The organism is uncultured Rhodococcus sp. (assembly GCF_963525155.1).
Classification (GTDB): Bacteria; Actinomycetota; Actinomycetes; order Mycobacteriales; family Mycobacteriaceae; genus Rhodococcus_F; species Rhodococcus_F qingshengii.
In genome coordinates, this window is sequence record NZ_CAURKP010000107.1 from 1 (window position 1) to 18,477 (window position 18,477).

Annotated in this window: 15 protein-coding genes; 5 read left to right on the forward strand and 10 right to left on the reverse strand. The window is 62.6% G+C overall.

What is annotated here, in order from left to right:
* Positions 1-126 precede the first annotated feature (126 nt).
* Both RWT78_RS19475 and RWT78_RS19480 read right to left on the reverse strand, forming a co-directional pair.
* Entirely contained in the window at positions 127-2,271 is a 2,145-nt protein-coding gene (locus RWT78_RS19475) for a glycosyltransferase family 39 protein (RefSeq protein ID WP_314677447.1), read from the reverse strand.
* The gene (locus RWT78_RS19480) at positions 2,268-3,509 is read right to left on the reverse strand and encodes a glycosyltransferase (protein WP_007734387.1); all 1,242 of its coding nucleotides are present in this window, start codon (positions 3,507-3,509) and stop codon (positions 2,268-2,270) included. Before RWT78_RS19480 ends, RWT78_RS19475 begins: the two co-directional genes overlap by 4 nt.
* An 87-nt stretch (positions 3,510-3,596) precedes the next feature.
* Between RWT78_RS19480 and RWT78_RS19485 the strand changes: the two genes are divergently transcribed.
* From RWT78_RS19485 to RWT78_RS19495, 3 genes are all read left to right on the forward strand, one after another.
* Positions 3,597-4,025, forward strand: a complete 429-nt coding sequence (locus RWT78_RS19485; RefSeq protein WP_042449536.1) for an HIT family protein — start codon at positions 3,597-3,599, stop codon at positions 4,023-4,025.
* Positions 4,026-4,263: 238 nt separating this feature from the next.
* Entirely contained in the window at positions 4,264-4,899 is a 636-nt protein-coding gene (locus RWT78_RS19490) for a ScbR family autoregulator-binding transcription factor (RefSeq protein WP_007734383.1), read from the forward strand.
* A 156-nt stretch (positions 4,900-5,055) separates the two neighbouring features.
* Positions 5,056-5,952, forward strand: a complete 897-nt coding sequence (locus RWT78_RS19495) for a serine hydrolase (RefSeq protein ID WP_007734380.1) — start codon at positions 5,056-5,058, stop codon at positions 5,950-5,952.
* A 71-nt stretch (positions 5,953-6,023) separates the two neighbouring features.
* Here the strand turns inward: RWT78_RS19495 and RWT78_RS19500 are convergent, their stop codons facing one another.
* The 7 genes from RWT78_RS19500 to RWT78_RS19530 all read right to left on the reverse strand — a co-directional run bounded on the left by RWT78_RS19500 (position 6,024) and on the right by RWT78_RS19530 (position 14,188).
* Positions 6,024-7,643, reverse strand: coding sequence for a helix-turn-helix domain-containing protein (locus tag RWT78_RS19500; protein ID WP_314677453.1), 1,620 nt, complete (start codon positions 7,641-7,643; stop codon positions 6,024-6,026).
* A gap of 47 nt (positions 7,644-7,690) precedes the next feature.
* The gene (gene menC / locus RWT78_RS19505; RefSeq protein WP_314677456.1) at positions 7,691-8,806 is read right to left on the reverse strand and encodes an o-succinylbenzoate synthase; all 1,116 of its coding nucleotides are present in this window, start codon (positions 8,804-8,806) and stop codon (positions 7,691-7,693) included.
* Positions 8,803-9,675: a GNAT family N-acetyltransferase gene (locus RWT78_RS19510; RefSeq protein WP_314677459.1), complete on the reverse strand. Its 873-nt coding sequence runs from the start codon at positions 9,673-9,675 to the stop codon at positions 8,803-8,805. Before RWT78_RS19510 ends, menC begins: the two co-directional genes overlap by 4 nt.
* 68 nt (positions 9,676-9,743) lie before the next feature.
* On the reverse strand, positions 9,744-10,838 hold the full coding sequence (locus RWT78_RS19515; RefSeq protein WP_314677462.1) for a M20 family metallopeptidase: 1,095 nt from the start codon (positions 10,836-10,838) through the stop codon (positions 9,744-9,746).
* A gap of 143 nt (positions 10,839-10,981) precedes the next feature.
* Entirely contained in the window at positions 10,982-11,839 is an 858-nt protein-coding gene (locus RWT78_RS19520) for a tryptophan 2,3-dioxygenase (protein ID WP_003945883.1), read from the reverse strand.
* A gap of 14 nt (positions 11,840-11,853) precedes the next feature.
* Positions 11,854-13,134 carry an MFS transporter gene (locus tag RWT78_RS19525; RefSeq protein WP_037132270.1) on the reverse strand — a complete coding sequence of 427 codons (1,281 nt, stop codon included), beginning with the start codon at positions 13,132-13,134 and terminating at the stop codon, positions 11,854-11,856.
* Between the two features lie 208 nt (positions 13,135-13,342).
* Positions 13,343-14,188 (reverse strand): M55 family metallopeptidase, encoded by an 846-nt coding sequence (locus RWT78_RS19530; protein ID WP_007734371.1) that lies wholly within the window; start codon positions 14,186-14,188, stop codon positions 13,343-13,345.
* Between the two features lie 203 nt (positions 14,189-14,391).
* On the opposite strand from RWT78_RS19530, the gene RWT78_RS19535 reads away from it, so the two are divergent.
* Together RWT78_RS19535 and RWT78_RS19540 are read left to right on the forward strand one after the other, a co-directional pair.
* Positions 14,392-15,867 carry an amidohydrolase family protein gene (locus tag RWT78_RS19535; RefSeq protein WP_064443145.1) on the forward strand — a complete coding sequence of 492 codons (1,476 nt, stop codon included), beginning with the start codon at positions 14,392-14,394 and terminating at the stop codon, positions 15,865-15,867.
* A gap of 86 nt (positions 15,868-15,953) precedes the next feature.
* Positions 15,954-17,225: an alanine racemase gene (locus tag RWT78_RS19540; protein WP_234550787.1), complete on the forward strand. Its 1,272-nt coding sequence runs from the start codon at positions 15,954-15,956 to the stop codon at positions 17,223-17,225.
* Between the two features lie 25 nt (positions 17,226-17,250).
* Here RWT78_RS19540 and RWT78_RS19545 read toward each other — a convergent pair.
* A partial coding sequence (locus RWT78_RS19545) for a HAMP domain-containing sensor histidine kinase (RefSeq protein ID WP_314677468.1) occupies positions 17,251-18,477 on the reverse strand: 1,227 nt, incomplete at its 5' end.

Below are 18,477 nucleotides of genomic sequence, written 5' to 3' on the forward strand. Positions count from 1 at the left end.
GGTCAGCAACCCAGGCCGGCGAACACCACCTTCAAAACCTGAGGACGAACCTCAGACATACAACTTCACGCCAGGTTCGCATCGGAGAAGCACCTCCGATGCGGACCTGGCGTGCGTTCATTATGGTCAGCCTGCAACCGTCAAGTCGTAGAGGGTCACCCCGTCCACCGTTGTGGCGGTGAAGTTTTCGGTCACCCACGTCGAGATAGCGGTAGCGGTGCCTTCGGCGTTCATACCGCCACCCATCCCACCGCCGGCGATGAAGAAGTGAATCTTGCCCTCTGCCACGTACTGCTGGAACTGCGCGAGCGTCGGCGACGGATCGCTCCCGTTGAACCCTCCGATAGCCATGACTGGTGACTGCGTCGCAAGCTGATAACCCGAGGCGCTGTTGGACCCGATTGCCGCGGCTACCCACGTGAACTGGTCGGAGTTCTCTTCGAGTGTGGACACAACAGCGGCTCCCGGCGTGCTGCCCTGCAGTAGACCACCGGCACCGCCTCCCATTGCGCCTCGCGTTCCGTCGGTGGTCGGCGTGGTACCGCCCGGAACTGTTGCACCACCGGGTATCTGACCCATTCCCGCAGGGGGCGTGCCCGGCATTCCGGTCCCAGCCCCGTCAGTCCGACGGTTACCGCCATCAGCCGTGCCACCGAATCCGCCGAATCCTCCGCGGCCACCGCCGGGCCCGCCCATTCCACCTTCGACACTCGGTCCGGCCGAAACTATGGAACCGGTATGCGGAGTGTTGATCGTGTCGATCGCGTATGCAGTCGGACCTGCCAGACCGGTGAAGATCGCTGCGAGAATCACTGCCACAGCCAATCGACCTCGCGTCACTGCCGGAATCAGCACTGCCACGGCACTGACGATGCCGACCACCAGAATGGTCCAGCGAAGCCACGGTACGAACGTAGGCGAGCGTCCGAGCAGTACCCACGCCATCGCGACGGTTGCGGCCAAGGACACCGCCAGAATGATGCGAACCCAGAGGACGTCACGATGACGCCACGCCACTACCGATCCTGAACCGATCAGCGCGGCGATCGCCGGCGCCAGCGCAACGGTGTAGTAGGCGTGGAAGATTCCCGCCATGAAACTGAAGGTCAGTCCGGTCACCAACAGCCAGAGCCCCCAGACGATGAATGACGCACGCTGTGTGTCAGCGCGGGGTGCCTTGCCTCGCAGCACGATTCCAGCCACCAGAAGTATCAGTGCAGCAGGAATCAACCAGGCGATCTGTCCGCCCTGGGCCGATTCGAACAGTCGGGTAATGCCGGTACTCCCCCACATACCACCGCCGGCCCCACCACCTGGTGCCATACCTCCCCCGGCCATACCACCTGCGGCCTCGCCCATGCCGGGGAAACCGCCCGCAGCAGCGCCGGCCGCAGCATCACCAGCACCGCGCATTCCGCCGCCGACGCTTCCGGTCTCGTTGCCGCTCAAGCGCCCGAGCCCGTTGTAGCCGAGCGTCAGTTCGAGAATCGAATTGTTCTGTGAACCACCGATCCACGGACGCGAGTCGGCCGGCCACAGTTCGACGATTGCCAACCACCATCCGGCGGAGACGATCAGTCCGCCCAGTGCCGCGAACAGTTGGAGTACGCGCTTACCCAGTTTCGGCGGTCCGGCGATCAGATAGGTGAGCGCCAGCGGTGGAACCACCAACATGACCTGTAATTGCTTTGTCAGGAAACCGAATCCGCAGAAGATACCGACCAACACGAGCCAGCGGGTGCGGCCGTCCTGCACGGCGCGCATCATCGCCCACACTGCTGCGATCATCAGGAGCACCAGCAGAGCATCCGGGTTGTTGAACCGGAACATCAGCGCCGCTACGGGTGTGAGCGCAAGTACCAGGCCCGCGAGGAGGCCGGCGGCCGCACCGAAATACCGTCGAACCGTTCCCCACAACAGTGCAACCGATCCGACCCCGAGGAGTGCCTGCGGCACCAACATCGCCCAGGAATTGAGTCCGAAGATGCGAACCGACAGCGACATCAACCACAGGGACATGGGCGGCTTGTCGACGGTGATCGAGTTTGCAGCGTCCGAGGAGCCGAAGAAGAAAGCCTTCCACGACACCGAACCTGCCTGTACCGCAGCGGCATAGAACGAGTTGGCCCATCCGGATGCACCCAGGCCCCAGATGTAGGCGACTCCGGTGCCCACCAACAACACTCCCAGTGCCCACGGTTCCCAGCGCACCTGACGTTGCGGTTCCGGCGCCGGCAGCGGCGCGGCGAGTGTCTCTGCAGTGGCGGTCATCGATTGGCTCCTACGGATTGTGCGGTGCGAAACACCCAGCGCAGTGCGATGAATCGACTCACTGTGGCAACAAGATTGGCAATGACGAGTACGGCAAGCTCCACGTGCTTGGAAGCGTCGGGCGCCATGACGTCGAGCACGAACAACGATCCGCTGGTGAGCAGTAGACCGAACCCGAACACGAGCAGGCCCTGCATCTGGTGACGAGCGGATCCTTCCGACCCTCGGATCCCGAAGGTGAAGGCCCGGTTGGCGGCGGTGTTGAATACCGCGGTCACCAGCAATGCGACGGCGTTGGCCCACTGCGCACCCATGATCGAGTGCAGAGCGAGGTAGAGCAGCGCGTACGCGAGCGTCGAAATGACTCCCACCACGGCAAAGCGTGAGAGCTGCCCGACCATTCCTCGTGGAACTCCGGGAACCAACGGTTCACGTCCGAAACTTGCCCTGAGCTCGGCCAGTGGAAGGGAACCGGTAGACAGTGCTCGCCCGACACGGACCACACCTTTGAGGTCGGCAACTGCCGTGGCAATGATGTCCACCCGACTGTCCGGGTCGTCCACCCAGTCGACAGGGACCTCGTGAATCCGCATGCCCGCTCGCTCGGCCAGCACCAGCAATTCGGTATCGAAGAACCACCCGGTGTCCTCCACCAGCGGAAGTAGTTGCCGTGCAACATCGACGCGCATGGCTTTGAATCCGCACTGGGCGTCGGAGAAGCGAGCATGCAGTGCGCTTCGGAGGATGAGGTTGTAGCTACGTGAGATGAACTCACGCTTGGGGCCGCGCACCACGCGGGACGATCGTGCCAGCCGGGAACCGATGGCGATGTCCGAGTGTCCGGAGAGCAACGGAGCAATCAACGGCATCAGGGCGTTGAGGTCGGTCGAGAGGTCGACGTCCATGTACGCGACCACGTCGGCATCGGAGTCGCTCCATACCTGCCGCAGTGCTCGACCACGACCCTTCGCATCCAGGTGGACGACCCGGACGTCGTCGAATTCTTCGGCGAGGGAACGTGCGAGTGCCAACGTGCCGTCGACACTGGCGTTGTCCGCGATGGTAATTCGTGCAGAGAATGGCACCTGCGTGCGTAAATGCCGGCGCAGGCGCCGCACGCACGTCTCGAGGCCTGCCTCTTCGTTGTATACCGGGACGACCACGTCCAGCACTACAGTCGTCGCGGAGACCTCCTCTGCGTCCGTGCTGCCCGCGGTCTGCATGGCTTCTGTCGTCATGCGTCCTAGATTTGTCGGGCCGGCTCCGACGAACCTGCGTCCAGCCTGGGAGTTTCCTGGCAACCGGACGCGGGCTAATCTCGGGGTATGCCTTCAGTCTTCAGTGCCATCATCAACGGGGATCTACCAGGACGTTTCGTGTGGGAGGACGAGGACGTCGTCGCGTTCTTGACCATCGCGCCGGTAACGCAGGGCCACGTGCTTGTGGTTCCGCGAGCCGAGGTCGATCAGTGGCAGGACGTGGATCCTGAACTCTTTGCCAAGGTCACCGCTGTTGCCCGCAACCTCGGCCAAGCCGTGCGGAAGGCGTTCGACGCGCCTCGGTCGGGTCTCCTCATCGCAGGTCTGGAAGTTCCGCATCTTCACGTTCATGTTTTCCCCGCATACGACATGGGGAACTTCGACATCAGTGGCGCCGACACCTCGCCGTCACCCGAATCTCTCGACGAGGCACAGACCAAACTCAAGTCGGCGCTACGCGACCTCGGCTTCGAGGCAACTGTCTCGACTCGTTGATCGCATACCTTCGACCGAATTTCGCTGGCCGATAACTGGACTCCCCGCCGCAGCCTCCAACGGAGGTTGCGGCGGTCGCATTTGTCGCTCCTACCGACCGTGACCTGCGATTGCACACCGAACAGTCCGTTTCGCGCTGTCGCGCGAGCACGAGATTCGCTGCTACCGTGGGTCGCTGGTCCGGGACCTAGGGCCCTAAAACTGGTTCACGTGTTAACAGTCGGAGGACAAGGGAGCAATGCAGGAACGTGCCAAGATCAGTCGCCGACAGATTCTTCAAGGTGCTGCTGATCGGTTCGAAGTCACGGGGTACGGCAGCACGAGCATGAATGACATCGTGTCCGCGGCGCAGATGACCAAGGGCGCGGTCTATTTTCACTTCTCGTCCAAAGACGAACTGGCTCAGGCGGTGATCGAAGAACAGCACCAGATCTCGATCAGTGCCTTCACCGCAGTTGCAGCCACAGGCGCACCGGCACTGGAACAGCTCGTCATGGTGTGCCACGAGATGGGCCGCCAACTCGTCGCAGAGCCTATTGTTCGTGCGGGAATCCGACTTACCCTCGAGTTGGCCTCTGCCGACGGTTCGCAAGGCCCGTACGTCGCGTGGATCCGCGAGCTTCGAAAACTGGCCGAGGCCGCGAAGCTCGAAGGCGACATCCGCGACGATGTGGAGCCGGAATCGGTGGGTCGCGTGGTGATCTCGGCATTCACCGGCGTTCAACTGGTTTCGAACGTTCTCACCAGACGAAGCGATTTGAACGACCGTATCGACGAATTGTTCACCCTCCTGTTGGCAGGCGTGGTCTCCGACAAGCGACGCAGCGCCGTCGCCGAACTGGTCGGATGTCGCCTCGAAACTTATGCGTCCTGATCCGGAGAACACCCCGACGCCCGGATGATTCGGCGCAACAGCACCGAACCGTGCGCCAACCTTCGTCGATTCGTACAAGACCCCCCGTCGTCGACTCACTATCGTCAGATCCACGAATAACCCAGATACATGGATACCGACGAAAGGGCTTCTCGAATGACCGAAACCGCCACGTACGTTGAGAGCGCACAGCAGGAGATCGCTGCTGTACTCGCCGAAGCGAAGACCGATGCCTACGTCCACGCACGCGACATCGATTCCGGCGAAGAGTTCGGCTACGGCGCGGACGAAGGTGTCATCCTCGCCTCCGTTTTCAAGATTCCTGTTGTGCTTCAGTATGCCCGTGAAGTAGCGGCAGGCACCCTTGATCCGACCGAGCACGCCACGGTGACCGCCGAGTTCCGCTCCGGCGGCATCGGTATCGGCGGCTGCGCCGACGACGTGACTGCAAGCTGGCGAGACCTCGCTCTGCTCATGATGAGCTTCAGCGACAACGCCGCCACGGATTTCTTGTACGAGCGTCTCGGACTCGACAACATCGTCGCAACGCTGCGCGGGCTCGGTTTGGAGAAGACCAACTTGGTCCGTGACTGCCGAGGCCTCTTCAAGACGGTCTACGACGACCTCGGCGTCGACAAGGGCACCTTGCTGGAAATGCCCCCCATCGAAATTCTTCGGACAATTTCCGTCATGGATCCCGCCCGCTCCAATTCCAGTACTCCTCGTGAGATCACAATGTTGCTGGCTGCAATCTGGAGGGACGAAGCCGGCCCCGCATCGGCTTGTGAAGAGGTCCGAACCATCATGAGCAAGCAGGTCTGGCCGCACCGCCTTTCGTCCGGTTTCCCCGACGAGGTCACTGTCGCCGCCAAGACCGGAACGCTGGGACTGGTACGAAACGAAGCCGGCGTCGTGGCGTACCCGGACGGCAAGCGTTACGCCGTCGGTGTCTTCACCAAGTCCCACGAGCTCACCCACCGCGCCCCGAAGATCGACGCCTCCATCGGAACCGTCGGCCGCATCGCTGTCGAAGCACTTCGCAACAACAGCTGATCTGAACCCACTGACAAAGAATGCGGGTCGCGCTGAGAAATCAGTGCGACCCGCATTTTTCGGCTTTCGAGCTAGCGTGGACCGCGCAGACGAAGATGCACCATCAACCGGAAGCGGACGTTGGGGTCGTCGAGATCCAACGCGGCCATACCCTTCAACTTGCTGAGGCGATACCGAAAGGTGTTGGGGTGCACGTGCAATGACGCCGCGGCGTCACCGACATCACCGAACGCGTTGAGCCACGCATCGAGAGTGTCCACGAACGAGGTCGCATGAGCGGCGTCGTGGCTGGCGATCGCCTCGATCGGTCCGAGGTCCGAGAACCCTTCGGCTGCAGCTTCCGACGCGATCTCCAACAGGATGGCATCGACGTGGACGCTACTGAAGGTGGCGACGCTGCCCGACGCTCGTCCCGCCAACAACACTTCGAGGGCATGTTCGGCGTCGCGCTTCGATCGGCTCAGCTGCGCCGGTCTGGTCACGACCCGGCCGATCCCGATGATCGTGTCGCCGGACGCTCCGGTGCGGTCCAGGAAGTCCGAGGCCACACGGAACGCCTGCAACTCGGCTTCGGCCGGGGAATGCCCTCGCACAGACAGCACCGCGTAGCCGGTTCCGTTGACCAAGGCTGCCGCCGACTGCGAGTGGACGGCGCCGAGGTGCATGGCCAGAGCGTCGGTCAGTCGCACCACGTGGGCGGCATCGTCCGGCTTCGACGATCCTTCGAAAGACCTACGACCCAAAGCCATCACGAGTGCGGGGCCGGTCCCGAGGCCAAGGCGATTCATCGCGTCGACCGCACCTGACCCACCGTCGAGAAGGGTTGCGATCAGGTCTGCGCGCAGTCGGCGCTCGGCGTCGGCGCCGCCGCGCAACCGCAACATCTGCAGCGCGATCAACCCGGCTGAATCGCGCAGAGCACGCATCCGGTCGTCGGACATCGGCTCACCGGTTGCCACCCACATGGAGCCGAGGAACTCGTCGCCGGCTCTGATGGACACGGCGATACGACCCATTTTGGTACCGAGGGTCTCGGCCGAGACCCACACCGGATCTTCGCTGCGATAGAGCCGGTCGAAGACCCCGGCCTCTTCGAGCACTCGAATGTACTGGTCAGGAACTTGCCGCTCCAGAACGGTCGCGATACGTGGACCGTCTCCTTCTTCCTGGCGGCCGGAGAAGGCGATGACCCGTGAGCTTCGGTCCTCGATCGTGATCGGCGCATCGAGAAGTGCGCTGACAGCGTTGGCGAAGGCGAACAGATCGCCGGCCGGGCCACCTCCGCGTGAGTGGATGTGCCCGACTTCGTTTCGGGCCGAGAGCACCGAATGAAGCAGGCTTGTCAGCTGAACCCACGAGACTCCACGCGCCAAGGCCAACAGCACGACGCCCGAGGCGATGACGGATTCGCGGTCCGCATCGCTGACCTCGGTGGTCACTCGCGCGACCACCACGCGTACTCCGCGCTCGGCCAGGCCGGCCACGGACTCCGCGATACGTTCGCCTCCGGTGACGCCGACGAGCAGCACCATGGAGTCCGGTGTCGAGGGTGAGTCGTCGTCGGGGTCGTGAATGACCACCGAGGCGATCTCCTGAACCGCCTCCGGGTCGCCGACAACCGGATTCAGCACCGTAGTTCCCACGTCTTCGAGAAGCCGCACCAAACTGATGCGAGGTCGTACGGTGCCCACGTCTATCACTCCTTCGTCCTGTGAACGAAGTGTGTCATAGTGATTCGTCAAAGCCGATCCATGCCGATCCATTCGACCGACGTGGTAATTGCTTCGAGCAGGTCGGGGATCGGTTCGACGCCGATACCCGGTCTTTCCGGAACCTTCACGTAACCGTTGTCGAGTACGAACGGCTCGGTGATGTCTTCGGCGAAGTACCGGTCGGAAGCCGATGTATCGCCTGGTAGGACAAATCCAGGGAGCGCGGCAAGCGCGACGTTGGCGGCCCTGCCGATTCCGGTCTCGAGCATTCCGCCGCACCACACGGCAATTCCGTTGGCCTTGCAGACGTCGTGGATACGACGCGATTCCAGATAACCGCCCACACGTCCCGGTTTGATGTTCACCACGCTGCACGCACCGATGGCCAGCGCGTCGGCCGTGACCTTCGCGGAGGTGATCGACTCGTCGAGGCAGACCGGCGTCCGCATCATCTCGGCCAGCCTGGCGTGGCCGCGCAGTTCCTCTTCGGGAAGCGGCTGCTCGATCAGCAGGAGGTCGAAGTCGTCGAGCCGCTGGAGATGACGGGCGTCAGCCAGGGTGTACGCGGTGTTCGCGTCGACCTGGAGGAGTACGTCGTCGCCGAACCTCTCGCGGACGGCGCGAACCGGCTCGATGTCCCAGCCCGGTTCGATCTTCAGTTTGATGCGCAGGTATCCGGCATCGAGGAACCCGCCTACCTCCTCTAGCAGTTCGTCGATCGAATTCTTGATACCCACCGAGACACCCGCGGGTACGCGATCGACTACCGCGCCCAGGTACGAAGACATGCTCGTCCCGGCAGCCCGTAACTCGGCGTCGAGAAATGCGGTTTCCAGTGCCGCTTTGGCCATGGGGTGCCCGGCGAACTGTTTCATCGTCGCGCTCAGTGCGTGCACGTCGGGATCGGTGAGTTGACCCAGAGACGGAATCAGGAACTTACGAAGGACTTCGGCGGCGCCGTCCGTGTATTCGGAACAGTAGCGAGGCTCGGACATCGCCACGCACTCGCCCCAGCCCTCCGACTCCGAGGTGACCACCTTGACGAACAACACGTCCTTGGTGGTCTCGGTGCCGAACGAGGTACGGAACGGCGCTTTCAACGGCATTGCCGCCCGGCGTAATTCAACTCCGTCGATCTTCACGATGTAACCTCCGCTGTTGTCCTGCCTGCCTGTGTTCCCGGCGCACGGTCCAGCACGTACTTTCCGGTCCTGGTGACTGCGAGAACCACTCCGTTCTCGGCGAGCACACCCCCGAGAGTCTCGCGGACTGCCAGGCGCCAGTCGTTCGCCGCCGCCGGGTCCGACTTACGCAGTGTGTACACGTCATTCGGTGTAGCCACCGTGACGAATCGATTCTTGGTCGACTTCAACACGGGCAGGCCGGCTTCGGAGATCGACAACAGTTCGCTCGCTCCCAACGACTCGGGAGTCGGGACCTCTCCCGAACCGGCGACGACGTCGGAAACCTTGCTGCTACCGATTTCCCAGTCGATCAGCAATCGGTCGCTGTCTGCGCCGCCGTTGAGACTGTCGTTCATCGGCGCGTAGAAACGCGGCAGATACTGGATCGGGAGCGCACCGAGTTTCGAGACGTTGAAGTAGGCATTGCGTGCGACGAGCGGGTCGAAAGTCCACCGCACGTGGAGAATTCCCCGTTCCAGTGCCCACGCTCGCTGGAACAGTTTCAACGCGAGGCCGATGTGCCCGTTCTGCACGTTCGGGAGGATCCCCGTGATGTGCGAATGCAAAGAACGATGTTGCGGTTCCTCGAAGAATGCAACCGAGCCGCCGATCAAGTCTCCGCCACGAAACGCGCCGGCGACGTAGTTACCGGAGTGTGCGAGCGCTTTCATCATGTCCCGATGGACGGGAGGGTTACCGCTCTCCGGCTGCCATACCTTCTCGAACAGACCGAATACCTGTTCCAACTCGGCATGCCCGGTGACGGTTTCGATAGTCACACATGCAAGCAGGGCGGCCTGCTCGGCTTGGCTGATTGCTTGCCGCATCCGTGAAGGCGATACACCTCCGAATGGTTGAACGGTCTTGCGTTGGACATTGTTCGGCGACGTCATAGTCACAGTCCTCCCTCCAGGATTCGAGTCACCAGACCGGCCAACAAGGTGGCGCGCGGGATCATCTGATCTATCTCTACGTGTTCTGTCGCTGCGTGGGCGCCACCGCCGACGGCACCGAGGCCGTCCAACGTGGGAGTTCCGACTGCAGCGGTGAAATTTCCGTCCGATGCACCGCCGACGGCGCAGTCGCGCAGCATCCCCAAGCCGCTCTCACTGCTGACCTGGTGAGCGAGAAAGTACAGCTTCTCCGAAGACACTGATTCCAGTGGTCCACGGTTGGGGCCTCCGGACACCGAAATTCGACTTTCGGCCAGCGCCGGTGTCAGTGCACGGATCGAACGGTCGATGCGTTCCTGTTCCTTCGCCGACCACATGCGAACGTCACACCACAGTTGCGCTTGCGCTGCAACAGTATTGGTGGTCGTGCCGCCACTGATCACGGACGGAACCACCGACGTTCCCGCCGCCGGGTCCGCGAGCTCCACCACGGCCTGAATCTGATGTGCGAGCTCCACTACAGCGTTCACACCTCGTTCCGGTTCCAGTCCGGCGTGTGCAGCGCGTCCCTCGATGTCGACGCAGTACAGCGACATACCCTTGCGCGCGGTCTTCACTGCGCCGTCGGCTGCGGCTTCGAGGACCAGCACCGCGTCGACCTGACGTGCTTGCTCCTCGATCAGTGCGCGCGAGGTCGGGGAGCCGATTTCCTCGTCGGAATTGAGGAGCACGACCACCCCGTCGAGCGACGGAAGCGATGCGAGCGCGTGGAAGAGCTGGACGATGCCGGCCTTCATGTCGAAGACTCCGGGTCCGGTGGCGATGTTGTCGGTGACAGACCAGGGCAACTCCGCGAGCGTTCCGAGCGGCCAGACGGTGTCGAAATGGCCCAGGAGCATCACCTTCGGCTCCGCGCCGAACGACCAACGCAAGTGCTGGCGCCCGTCGATGCGGATACGTTCGGGGGTGCTTCCGAGGTGGCGTTCGCCGATGTCGGCCACCACGTCCGCACATGCATCGACTGCGCCGAGATCGGAACTGGGCGACTCGGCGGTTACCAACGCCGCCAGGTCTGCCACCATTGATTTCTTGTCCACTCCGACGCTCTCCTGTCACCGACTTGCAACTTCGCAGTCAAGCTTGGTCGAAGCGACCCTGTCGGATCTTGTCCAAGACTCCTGTCCTTCGGGCTCGGATTCGTCGTGTGTCACGAACAGCTGGGTGTCATCAAGCAGGTGTGTCAGGTACCGATCTCTGTTCGGGCGGCAAACAGCTCGGGAAAGAAGCTCAACTCCAGCGCACGTTGCAGGAAGCCGGCACCACCACTCGAACCGCCGGTCCCCTTCTTCATGCCGATCACCCGCAGCACCGTCCGAAGGTGCCGGAACCGCCACAGCTGAAAGCTCTCCTCGAGGTCGACCAACTCCTCGAACGCCTCGTACGCCGTCCAGTGCTGTTCGACGTTCTCGTAGATTGCCTTGACCAGCGGAATCAGTTCGTCGTTTCGCACGTAGGGCGCGCTGACGTCTCGTTCGAGAGCCGACGCCGGAACGTCGTACCCCTGCCTGGACAGGTACCGCCAGAACTCGTCGTACAGTGTCGGCTCCCCGAGCAGGGTCTCCAACAATCGATGGGCGGACGGATCCGATTCGAACACCTTCAGCATGCCCGCGTTCTTGTTTCCGAGCACGAATTCCACGGCGCGGTACTGGTACGACTGGAACCCCGACGAGTTGCCGAGAACGCCCCTGAACTCCGCATACTCCGCCGGCGTCAGTGTCGCCAGCACCGACCACTGCTCGGTCAAGGTGGCCTGAATGTGTTTGACACGTGCGATCCGCTTGAACGCAACCCGAATGTCGTCGGCAGCGATCGCTGCTCTGGCCGCCCGAATCTCGTGGAGAAACAGCTTGAGCCACAACTCGCTGGTCTGGTGCTGAATGATGAACAAGAGTTCGTCGTGGTGTTCCGGCTCGCTCACCGGGTGCTGCGAATCCAGGAGGGTGTCGAGTCCGAGGTAGGCCCCGTAACTCATCTTCCCGGAAAAATCGGTGACGACGTCGTCTTCGATCTTTCGTGTGCCGTCCGTTGCCGACATCTTCGGTCTCCTTGTCAGAATTTCGCCGGGGTCTGCGGAACGATCATGGCCACCAATGCGGCAGCGCTCGTCGCTCCGACCAGGACTCCGAATGCAGCCATGTACGAGAACTGGTCCACCATCCATCCCATCACGAGCGGGGTGATGAAACCGGCGAACTGACCACAACCGTTGATCAAACCCATTCCGGAACCGAGGAATTCGGCCGGAAGTGCCCGCAACGGCATCGCGAAGATCGACATCGAACACAGACCGCTGATGCCTAGAGCCAACGTCTCGTAGAACGTGAACATCGCGACGGTGTCAGCGGTGGTCATCAGGAACAACAGGACTGCCGACGTGGCCATACACGGAACCAGAAGGATCCTGGCCCGGTCGTGGAAGTACTTGTCCACCAACCGCCCGCCCACAATCGTGGCCAGCGCCGTGACGATGAAGGGAATTGCGGCAAAGATTCCCGTGTCGATCAGCGAGAGTCCCTTGTCGTTGAGCAGATAACTCGGCACCCAGGTCATCAGCCCGTACGCGGACATGTTGGCCAGGCAGAACAGAATCGCGAACTTCCACACCGACGCGGACTTGAACACGGCGGCGCGAGAGTGCTCGCTCGCCAGAGGTTGCAAGGCTGCCTCCGGATCTTCCGAGATTTCCGTGTCCAACGGTGCGGGCAGCACCAACCACACCACCGTGCCGATCACTGCGCCGACGATCGCCACCAGCCAGAACGCGTCACGCCACCCCACGGCCATGAGGACCGGCGCGATGATCAGCGGTGCGATGCCGGGGCCGAGGTTGTTGGCGCCGAGCATGAAACCCATCGCGGTCGCCCTGGTTTTCGGACGCGTCCGCTCAGCCAAAGCCTTGAACGACGCCGCTGGAAAGAGCCCCTGGCTGATGCCGAACATCGCACGCATGACCATCAGCGAGACGAGACCCCACGCGAACCCTGTCAACGCTGTGAACACCGACCACAGGATCAAAGCAACGATCAACAGGGGCCTGGGTCCAAAGCGGTCGGCCAACATTCCGCCGGGGACCTGCCCGAGCATGTAGAAGATCGCGAATACCGAGACCACGCCACCCAACTGCGTACTGCTGAGCGAGAATTCGTCGCCGATCATCGGAAGCGCAAGCCCGATCATGACGCGATCCACCATGTCGATCAACCAGATGGTACTGAGCAGCCCCACCGTAACGGTGGTCGTACGACGAATCGACCTGTTGTCCATCATATTTCGAACCGGACCGTCGCTCGCCCGCGACGGCCCTTCCACTGTGACGCGTTCCGCCTTCATCAAGCCTCCCGAATTGTCTTGTGCCGCATGGACTGGAACATTGAAAAGACTGATGAAGTGTGACAGCGAACACGTCTACCGCATTGGTCCGTTTCACCAATAGCCGAAGCAACGTTTGGTCGGTCGGAACATGTTCTGCCCCAAGAGATGACAAATGCCGCCGGCGCACACGGCGTCGGCGGCATTTCGCGATGGAGTCGCTACTTCACTACGTGCGATTGGCGACTGCCACGATCGTCGAGACGCCTGCGGCTGCAAGCCGAGCATTGACAGTGATCAGGCCGAGAATGTCGTCGACGCTGCCGAGTGTGTGCGAAATCGTACGATCCGAAATCCGTCGTGAGCCGGGAACAGCCTCGGCGAGTTCAGCTCCCGTAGTGGTGGGGTGAACGATCTCGAGGGTCCATTCGTCACGCAGCTCGACCGGCTTCAGTGTGTCGGCCTTACGCACTGCGCGCTCGGCTCCTGCTCGGATCTGCTCGCACGCCAGCGACGGCGGCAGCGAATTGGTTGCCGACCATCCATGTGCCTTCTTGACCTCGACGGTCTCGGTTGTCGGCGAGGCCGCGTCGACCAAGCCGCAGATGATGTCGTCACCCGTCACCAGGCCGACGGGAACGCCCTGGGTGGCAGCGTAGAGGGTGTTGACGTCGGTCTCCGAGACGGACTTGCCGTCGAGGCGGACGTCGGCGAACAAGCTCGAGAACGTGTGCGCCAGGACGCCGGGCCCACCGGCGGGTGCGTGATAGCCGACAAACAGAGCGACGTCGTGATCGGACGTCAGTCCCTCCGCCATGCACTGCATCTTCGGTGTTCCGAAGATCAGACGCGCCCGTGGATCCAGGTCGGCGTGAAGCAGATTGTCCATCGTTCCGTGGCTGTCGTTGACCAGGACGCTCGTCGCACCGGCGTCGAACGCACCGGCGATCGCGGCATTGGTCTCGGCGGTCATGAGCATCTGCGCACGGTGGTAGCCGCCACCGCCGCGGATCGTCTGATCGAGCGTCGCGATACCCGCGATACCCTCCATGTCCACCGAAATATAGACGTGCATTCCTGTCCTCCATCGATCTCAATCGGCTGAATTGATAACTTCGCTTTCACCTTCACACTCGAGCGCATCCGTTTCTTGTCCGCTCGAACGGTGAGTCGGCCTCCATTTGGGACGTTCACACCAGAATCCGATACCCGAGCCGTGAAACCATCGGGACATTCGCCGGGCCAGGCGGTTCGACCAACGACAGGAGTGCAGCGCTGATGCAGGTCCACGACATCGTGTTCACCGGCGGCCGCGTCGTCGATCCCGCATCGGGGACCGACGAGGTTCGGGGCATCGCGATCACCGACGGCAAGGTCTCGGCGTGGGGTCGCGACGCGATCGAAGCCCGGCAGACGATCGACGTGACCGGTCAGGTCATCTGCCCCGGATTCATCGACCTGCACAGCCACGGACAGGAAATCGCCGAGCAGCGACTTCAGGCATTGGACGGAGTCACGACGGCCCTCGAACTGGAAGCCGGCGTCATTCCTGTTGCAAAGGCATATGCCCGGGCCGGCGCCGAGGGCCGCCCGATCAACTACGGCTACGCGACGTCGTGGGCGCACGCCCGAATGATCGAACTCTCAGGGGCCGATCCCGACGGCGACATCAGAACGCTCCTGCACCATCTCGGTTCCCCGAGCTGGCAGGGCGAGCCCACCGCCTCTCAGCGCGCCCACATTCTCGAACTCCTCGAAAACGATCTGGCCGCAGGCGCTCTCGGCATCGGCGTGGTGGTCGGGTACGCGCCGAAATCCGATCCGGTGGAGTACCTACAGGTGGCGGATCTCGCGGCCCGAGCCGGTGTTCCCACCTATACCCATGCGCGCCCGCTCATCTCGGCCGATCCGTCGAGCCCGGTGGATGGTGCCGTCGAAATCGCCCGTGCAGCAGCTGAAACCGGCGCACACATGCACTACTGCCACGTCAACAGCACCTCGGGAATGCACGTCGACCACGCGCTGTCGGTGGTGGCACAGGTTCAGGCAGCCGGATCGCGCGTCACGACGGAGGCGTATCCGTACGGTTCCGGGTCGACGGCCGTCGGAGCTGCGTTTCTCGATCCCGACAAGCTGCACCTGATGAATCTGACACCACGGTCGCTGACATTCGTACCCACCGGTGAACGTATCGCGGACCGCAAGCAGCTGGAACATCTTCGGGCCACCGACCCCGGTGGGTTGGTGCTGGTGGAGTTCCTCGACGAGAACGACACCGTGCAGCGCGAATTCCTCGAACGGGCGATGACTTTCGATCGCGCCGCCATCGCGAGCGACGCGATGCCACTGACCTGGCCCGGCCGTTCGCCTGCCGACGCATTGCAGTGGCCACTGCCGAAGAAGGCGCTCGGCCACCCCCGCGGCGCCGGCACCTATGCACGTGCGATTCGTACGCTGTACCGCGAGCGTCGACTGCTGTCGCTGTCGGAGATCATCGCGCGCTGCTCGTTGATCCCTGCGCAGATTCTGGAGGAGTCGGTTCCCTCGATGGCGACGAAAGGCCGGATCAGCCCCGGTAGCGACGCGGACATCCTCGTTTTCGACCCCGAGCGAATCACCGACAACGCCACGTACATCGACGGCACCCGCCCCTCCACCGGTATCAGCCGCGTGCTGGTCGGCGGAGTACCCGTCGTCGAAGACGGTGTCGTGGTCCAGGACGCGTTGCCTGGTCGCCCGGTACGCCGCTCGTAGCCGGATCTCATTCTGACCTGCATAGTTCTGACAGAAAGTCACCACACATGAACACATCGTCTGCAATCAACGGCACAATCGATGCCATGACGGATTTCGCGAACCCCCCGATCGGTTGGCAGCACAAGGCCTTCGGCACCGACCTCGAAGGTCGCGACGGTTCCGACCTCGAGCCGCTGGGGATCTCGGCACTCGACGGCAACCTCCTGCTACCCGTGATGACACTCAACCGTGCAGCGATCGCGCACAATGTCGACCTCATGGCGCAGTTCTGCTCCGATCACGATGTGGATCTGGCGCCTCACGCGAAGACCACGATGAGCCCCGAACTGGTTCGACGGCAACTCGACGCCGGGGCTTGGGCGATGACAGCCGCAACCGTTGCGCAGGCACGCATTCTGCGTGAGTTCGGTGTGGACACCATCATCATCGCCAGCCAGGTTCTCGATCCCGCCGGTATTCGGTGGATCTGCGACGCCCAGGCCACCGACCCCGATTTCTTCGTCACCACCCTCGTGGACTCGGTCGAGAGCGTCCGCCTGATGGAACAGTTGATCGCGAAAGTCTCACCGGCCAGCCGTATCCGGGTTCTCGTCGAACTCGGCTACGACAGCGGACGCGCGGGCGCTCGCACTGTCGAGCAAGCACTCGACGTCGCACGCGCAGCATCGCAGGCACCTTCGTTGATACTCACCGGAGTCGAGGGGTTCGAGGGCATGATGCCCGGAGCCTCGGTAGCAGCCCGCCGTATCTCCGTCGATTCGTATCTCAAATCCGCGCGGGTTTTCACGGAAATCTGTGTGGCCGAGAACCTCTTCGAGAACAACTCCGCGAAGGCTCCCAGGCCACTGGTCACTTTCGGCGGCAGCGCATTTCACGATCTCGTTGTGCGCGAACTGGCCGGACGGTGGGCACTCGACAACGGTGTACGCATCGTGCTGCGCAGCGGTTGCTATATCACCCATGATCACGGTCTCTATGCCGAAACTTCGCCGTGGGCTGACGGTCCGCGAACTCTGCAGGGAGCCGCAGAGGTCTGGGGCGTAGTGCTCTCCATACCTGAACCCGGACGGGTGATCCTGGGCTTCGGCCGCCGCGATGTCGGTTCCGACGCAGGCTTTCCCATAGTCCTGTGGCGCCGACGCGACGGATCCAACCGATCAGCGCGAGAGCTGACGATCACCGCACTCAACGACCAGCACGCGTACGTCGACGTTCCGGCTGACTTCGACGTGAAGGTCGGCGATCTGCTCGGTTGCGGAATCTCGCATCCCTGCACAACATTCGACAAGTGGTCACTGATTCCCGAGGTCGATTCGGATTACCGCGTCGTCGGTACGGTGCACACCTACTTCTGAGGGGACCGGTTGCGGTAATCCGGCGTCAGTCGTCCTTCGGGTCACGCGGCAATTCGACGCGGAACGTCGTCCCCTGCCCGAGGGAGGTCTCGACGCTGACGGTTCCGTCGTGCGCTGCAACCAACGCCGAAACGATGGACAGGCCGAGACCGGCGCCCCCGGTCTCACGGGTGCGAGAGGTGTCGGCGCGGTAGAAACGCTCGAAGATCCGCGCGGCATCCTCGTCACTCAAACCCTGACCGGTATCCGAAACCTCGACCACCGCGGAGTTCTCGGTCGTACCGACACGAACGGTGACCTGCGCATCCGGCGGCGTGTGTTTGATCGCGTTGCCCACCAGATTGGCGACTACCTGACGCAGTCTGGCCTCGTCACCATGCACTTCGGGCAGGCCTGGGCCGCCGGTCATCTGAAGTTCGACAGTTCGATCCGGTGCGATCGCTCGCGCCGCCTGTACCGAATCCGCCGCAACTGCAAGCAGATCCACAGGCTTGTTCTCGAGTGGACGCTGTTCGTCGAGTCTTGCCAGCATGAGCAGATCTTCGACCAGAAGTCCCATCCTCGACGCCTCGCCCTCGATCCGGTTCATCAGCGTTTCCGTATCAGTCATGGCGCCTTGGCGATACAACTCGGCGAACCCACGAATAGTCGTCAAGGGTGTGCGCAACTCGTGGCTCGCGTCGCCGACAAACCTACGCATCTTCTCCTCGGAACGCCGGGCCGATTCCTCCGAAGCCTCGGTCGCGGCAAATGCGTGCTGAATCTGCGCGAGCATTCCGTTGAGCGCCACGGACAGTCGACCGACCTCGGTGCGGTCATCGCGCTCCGGAACACGTCGATGAAGGTCGCCGGCGGCAATGGCAGCGGCAGTTTCCTCCACTTCGACAAGCGGACGGAGGCTCCGACGAACCACGAAATACGCTGCGCCGCCGAGGATCAGCAGGACAACCAGGCCGATGCCGAGTTGCAGGCCGACCAAGTCGTCGACGGTCTGCTCGTTATCCGTCAGTCGCACACCGATAGTCGTGGTCGTGCCGTCGCGGACCGTCGTGAGAACCCGCCAGTTCACGTCCGAACCGTCGCTCGATCCGACGGTGATCGGGCCGTTGGTGGAATCTTTCGACAGGTCGGGTTCGGTCGTCGTCGACTTGTCGTTCAGGATGATCACCCGTCCGTCCGGGGTCACGGTCCGAACGAAGAAGGGGCTGGGTGGGCGGGTGCCCGGGCCGACATCACTGGGCGGCTGCAGGTC

Bases quoted from the DNA above. Each gene is read 5' to 3' on its own strand.
- RWT78_RS19535 (WP_064443145.1), top strand. From the start codon at position 14,392: ATGCAGGTCCACGACATCGTGTTCACCGGCGGCCGCGTCGTCGATCCC.
- RWT78_RS19490 (WP_007734383.1), top strand. From the start codon at position 4,264: ATGCAGGAACGTGCCAAGATCAGTCGCCGACAGATTCTTCAAGGTGCT.
- RWT78_RS19540 (WP_234550787.1), top strand. From the start codon at position 15,954: ATGACGGATTTCGCGAACCCCCCGATCGGTTGGCAGCACAAGGCCTTC.
- RWT78_RS19525 (WP_037132270.1), bottom strand. From the start codon at position 13,134: ATGAAGGCGGAACGCGTCACAGTGGAAGGGCCGTCGCGGGCGAGCGAC.
- RWT78_RS19495 (WP_007734380.1), top strand. From the start codon at position 5,056: ATGACCGAAACCGCCACGTACGTTGAGAGCGCACAGCAGGAGATCGCT.
- RWT78_RS19475 (WP_314677447.1), bottom strand. From the start codon at position 2,271: ATGACCGCCACTGCAGAGACACTCGCCGCGCCGCTGCCGGCGCCGGAA.
- RWT78_RS19520 (WP_003945883.1), bottom strand. From the start codon at position 11,839: ATGTCGGCAACGGACGGCACACGAAAGATCGAAGACGACGTCGTCACC.
- RWT78_RS19485 (WP_042449536.1), top strand. From the start codon at position 3,597: ATGCCTTCAGTCTTCAGTGCCATCATCAACGGGGATCTACCAGGACGT.
- RWT78_RS19480 (WP_007734387.1), bottom strand. From the start codon at position 3,509: ATGACGACAGAAGCCATGCAGACCGCGGGCAGCACGGACGCAGAGGAG.
- RWT78_RS19510 (WP_314677459.1), bottom strand. From the start codon at position 9,675: ATGCGGCAAGCAATCAGCCAAGCCGAGCAGGCCGCCCTGCTTGCATGT.
- RWT78_RS19530 (WP_007734371.1), bottom strand. From the start codon at position 14,188: ATGCACGTCTATATTTCGGTGGACATGGAGGGTATCGCGGGTATCGCG.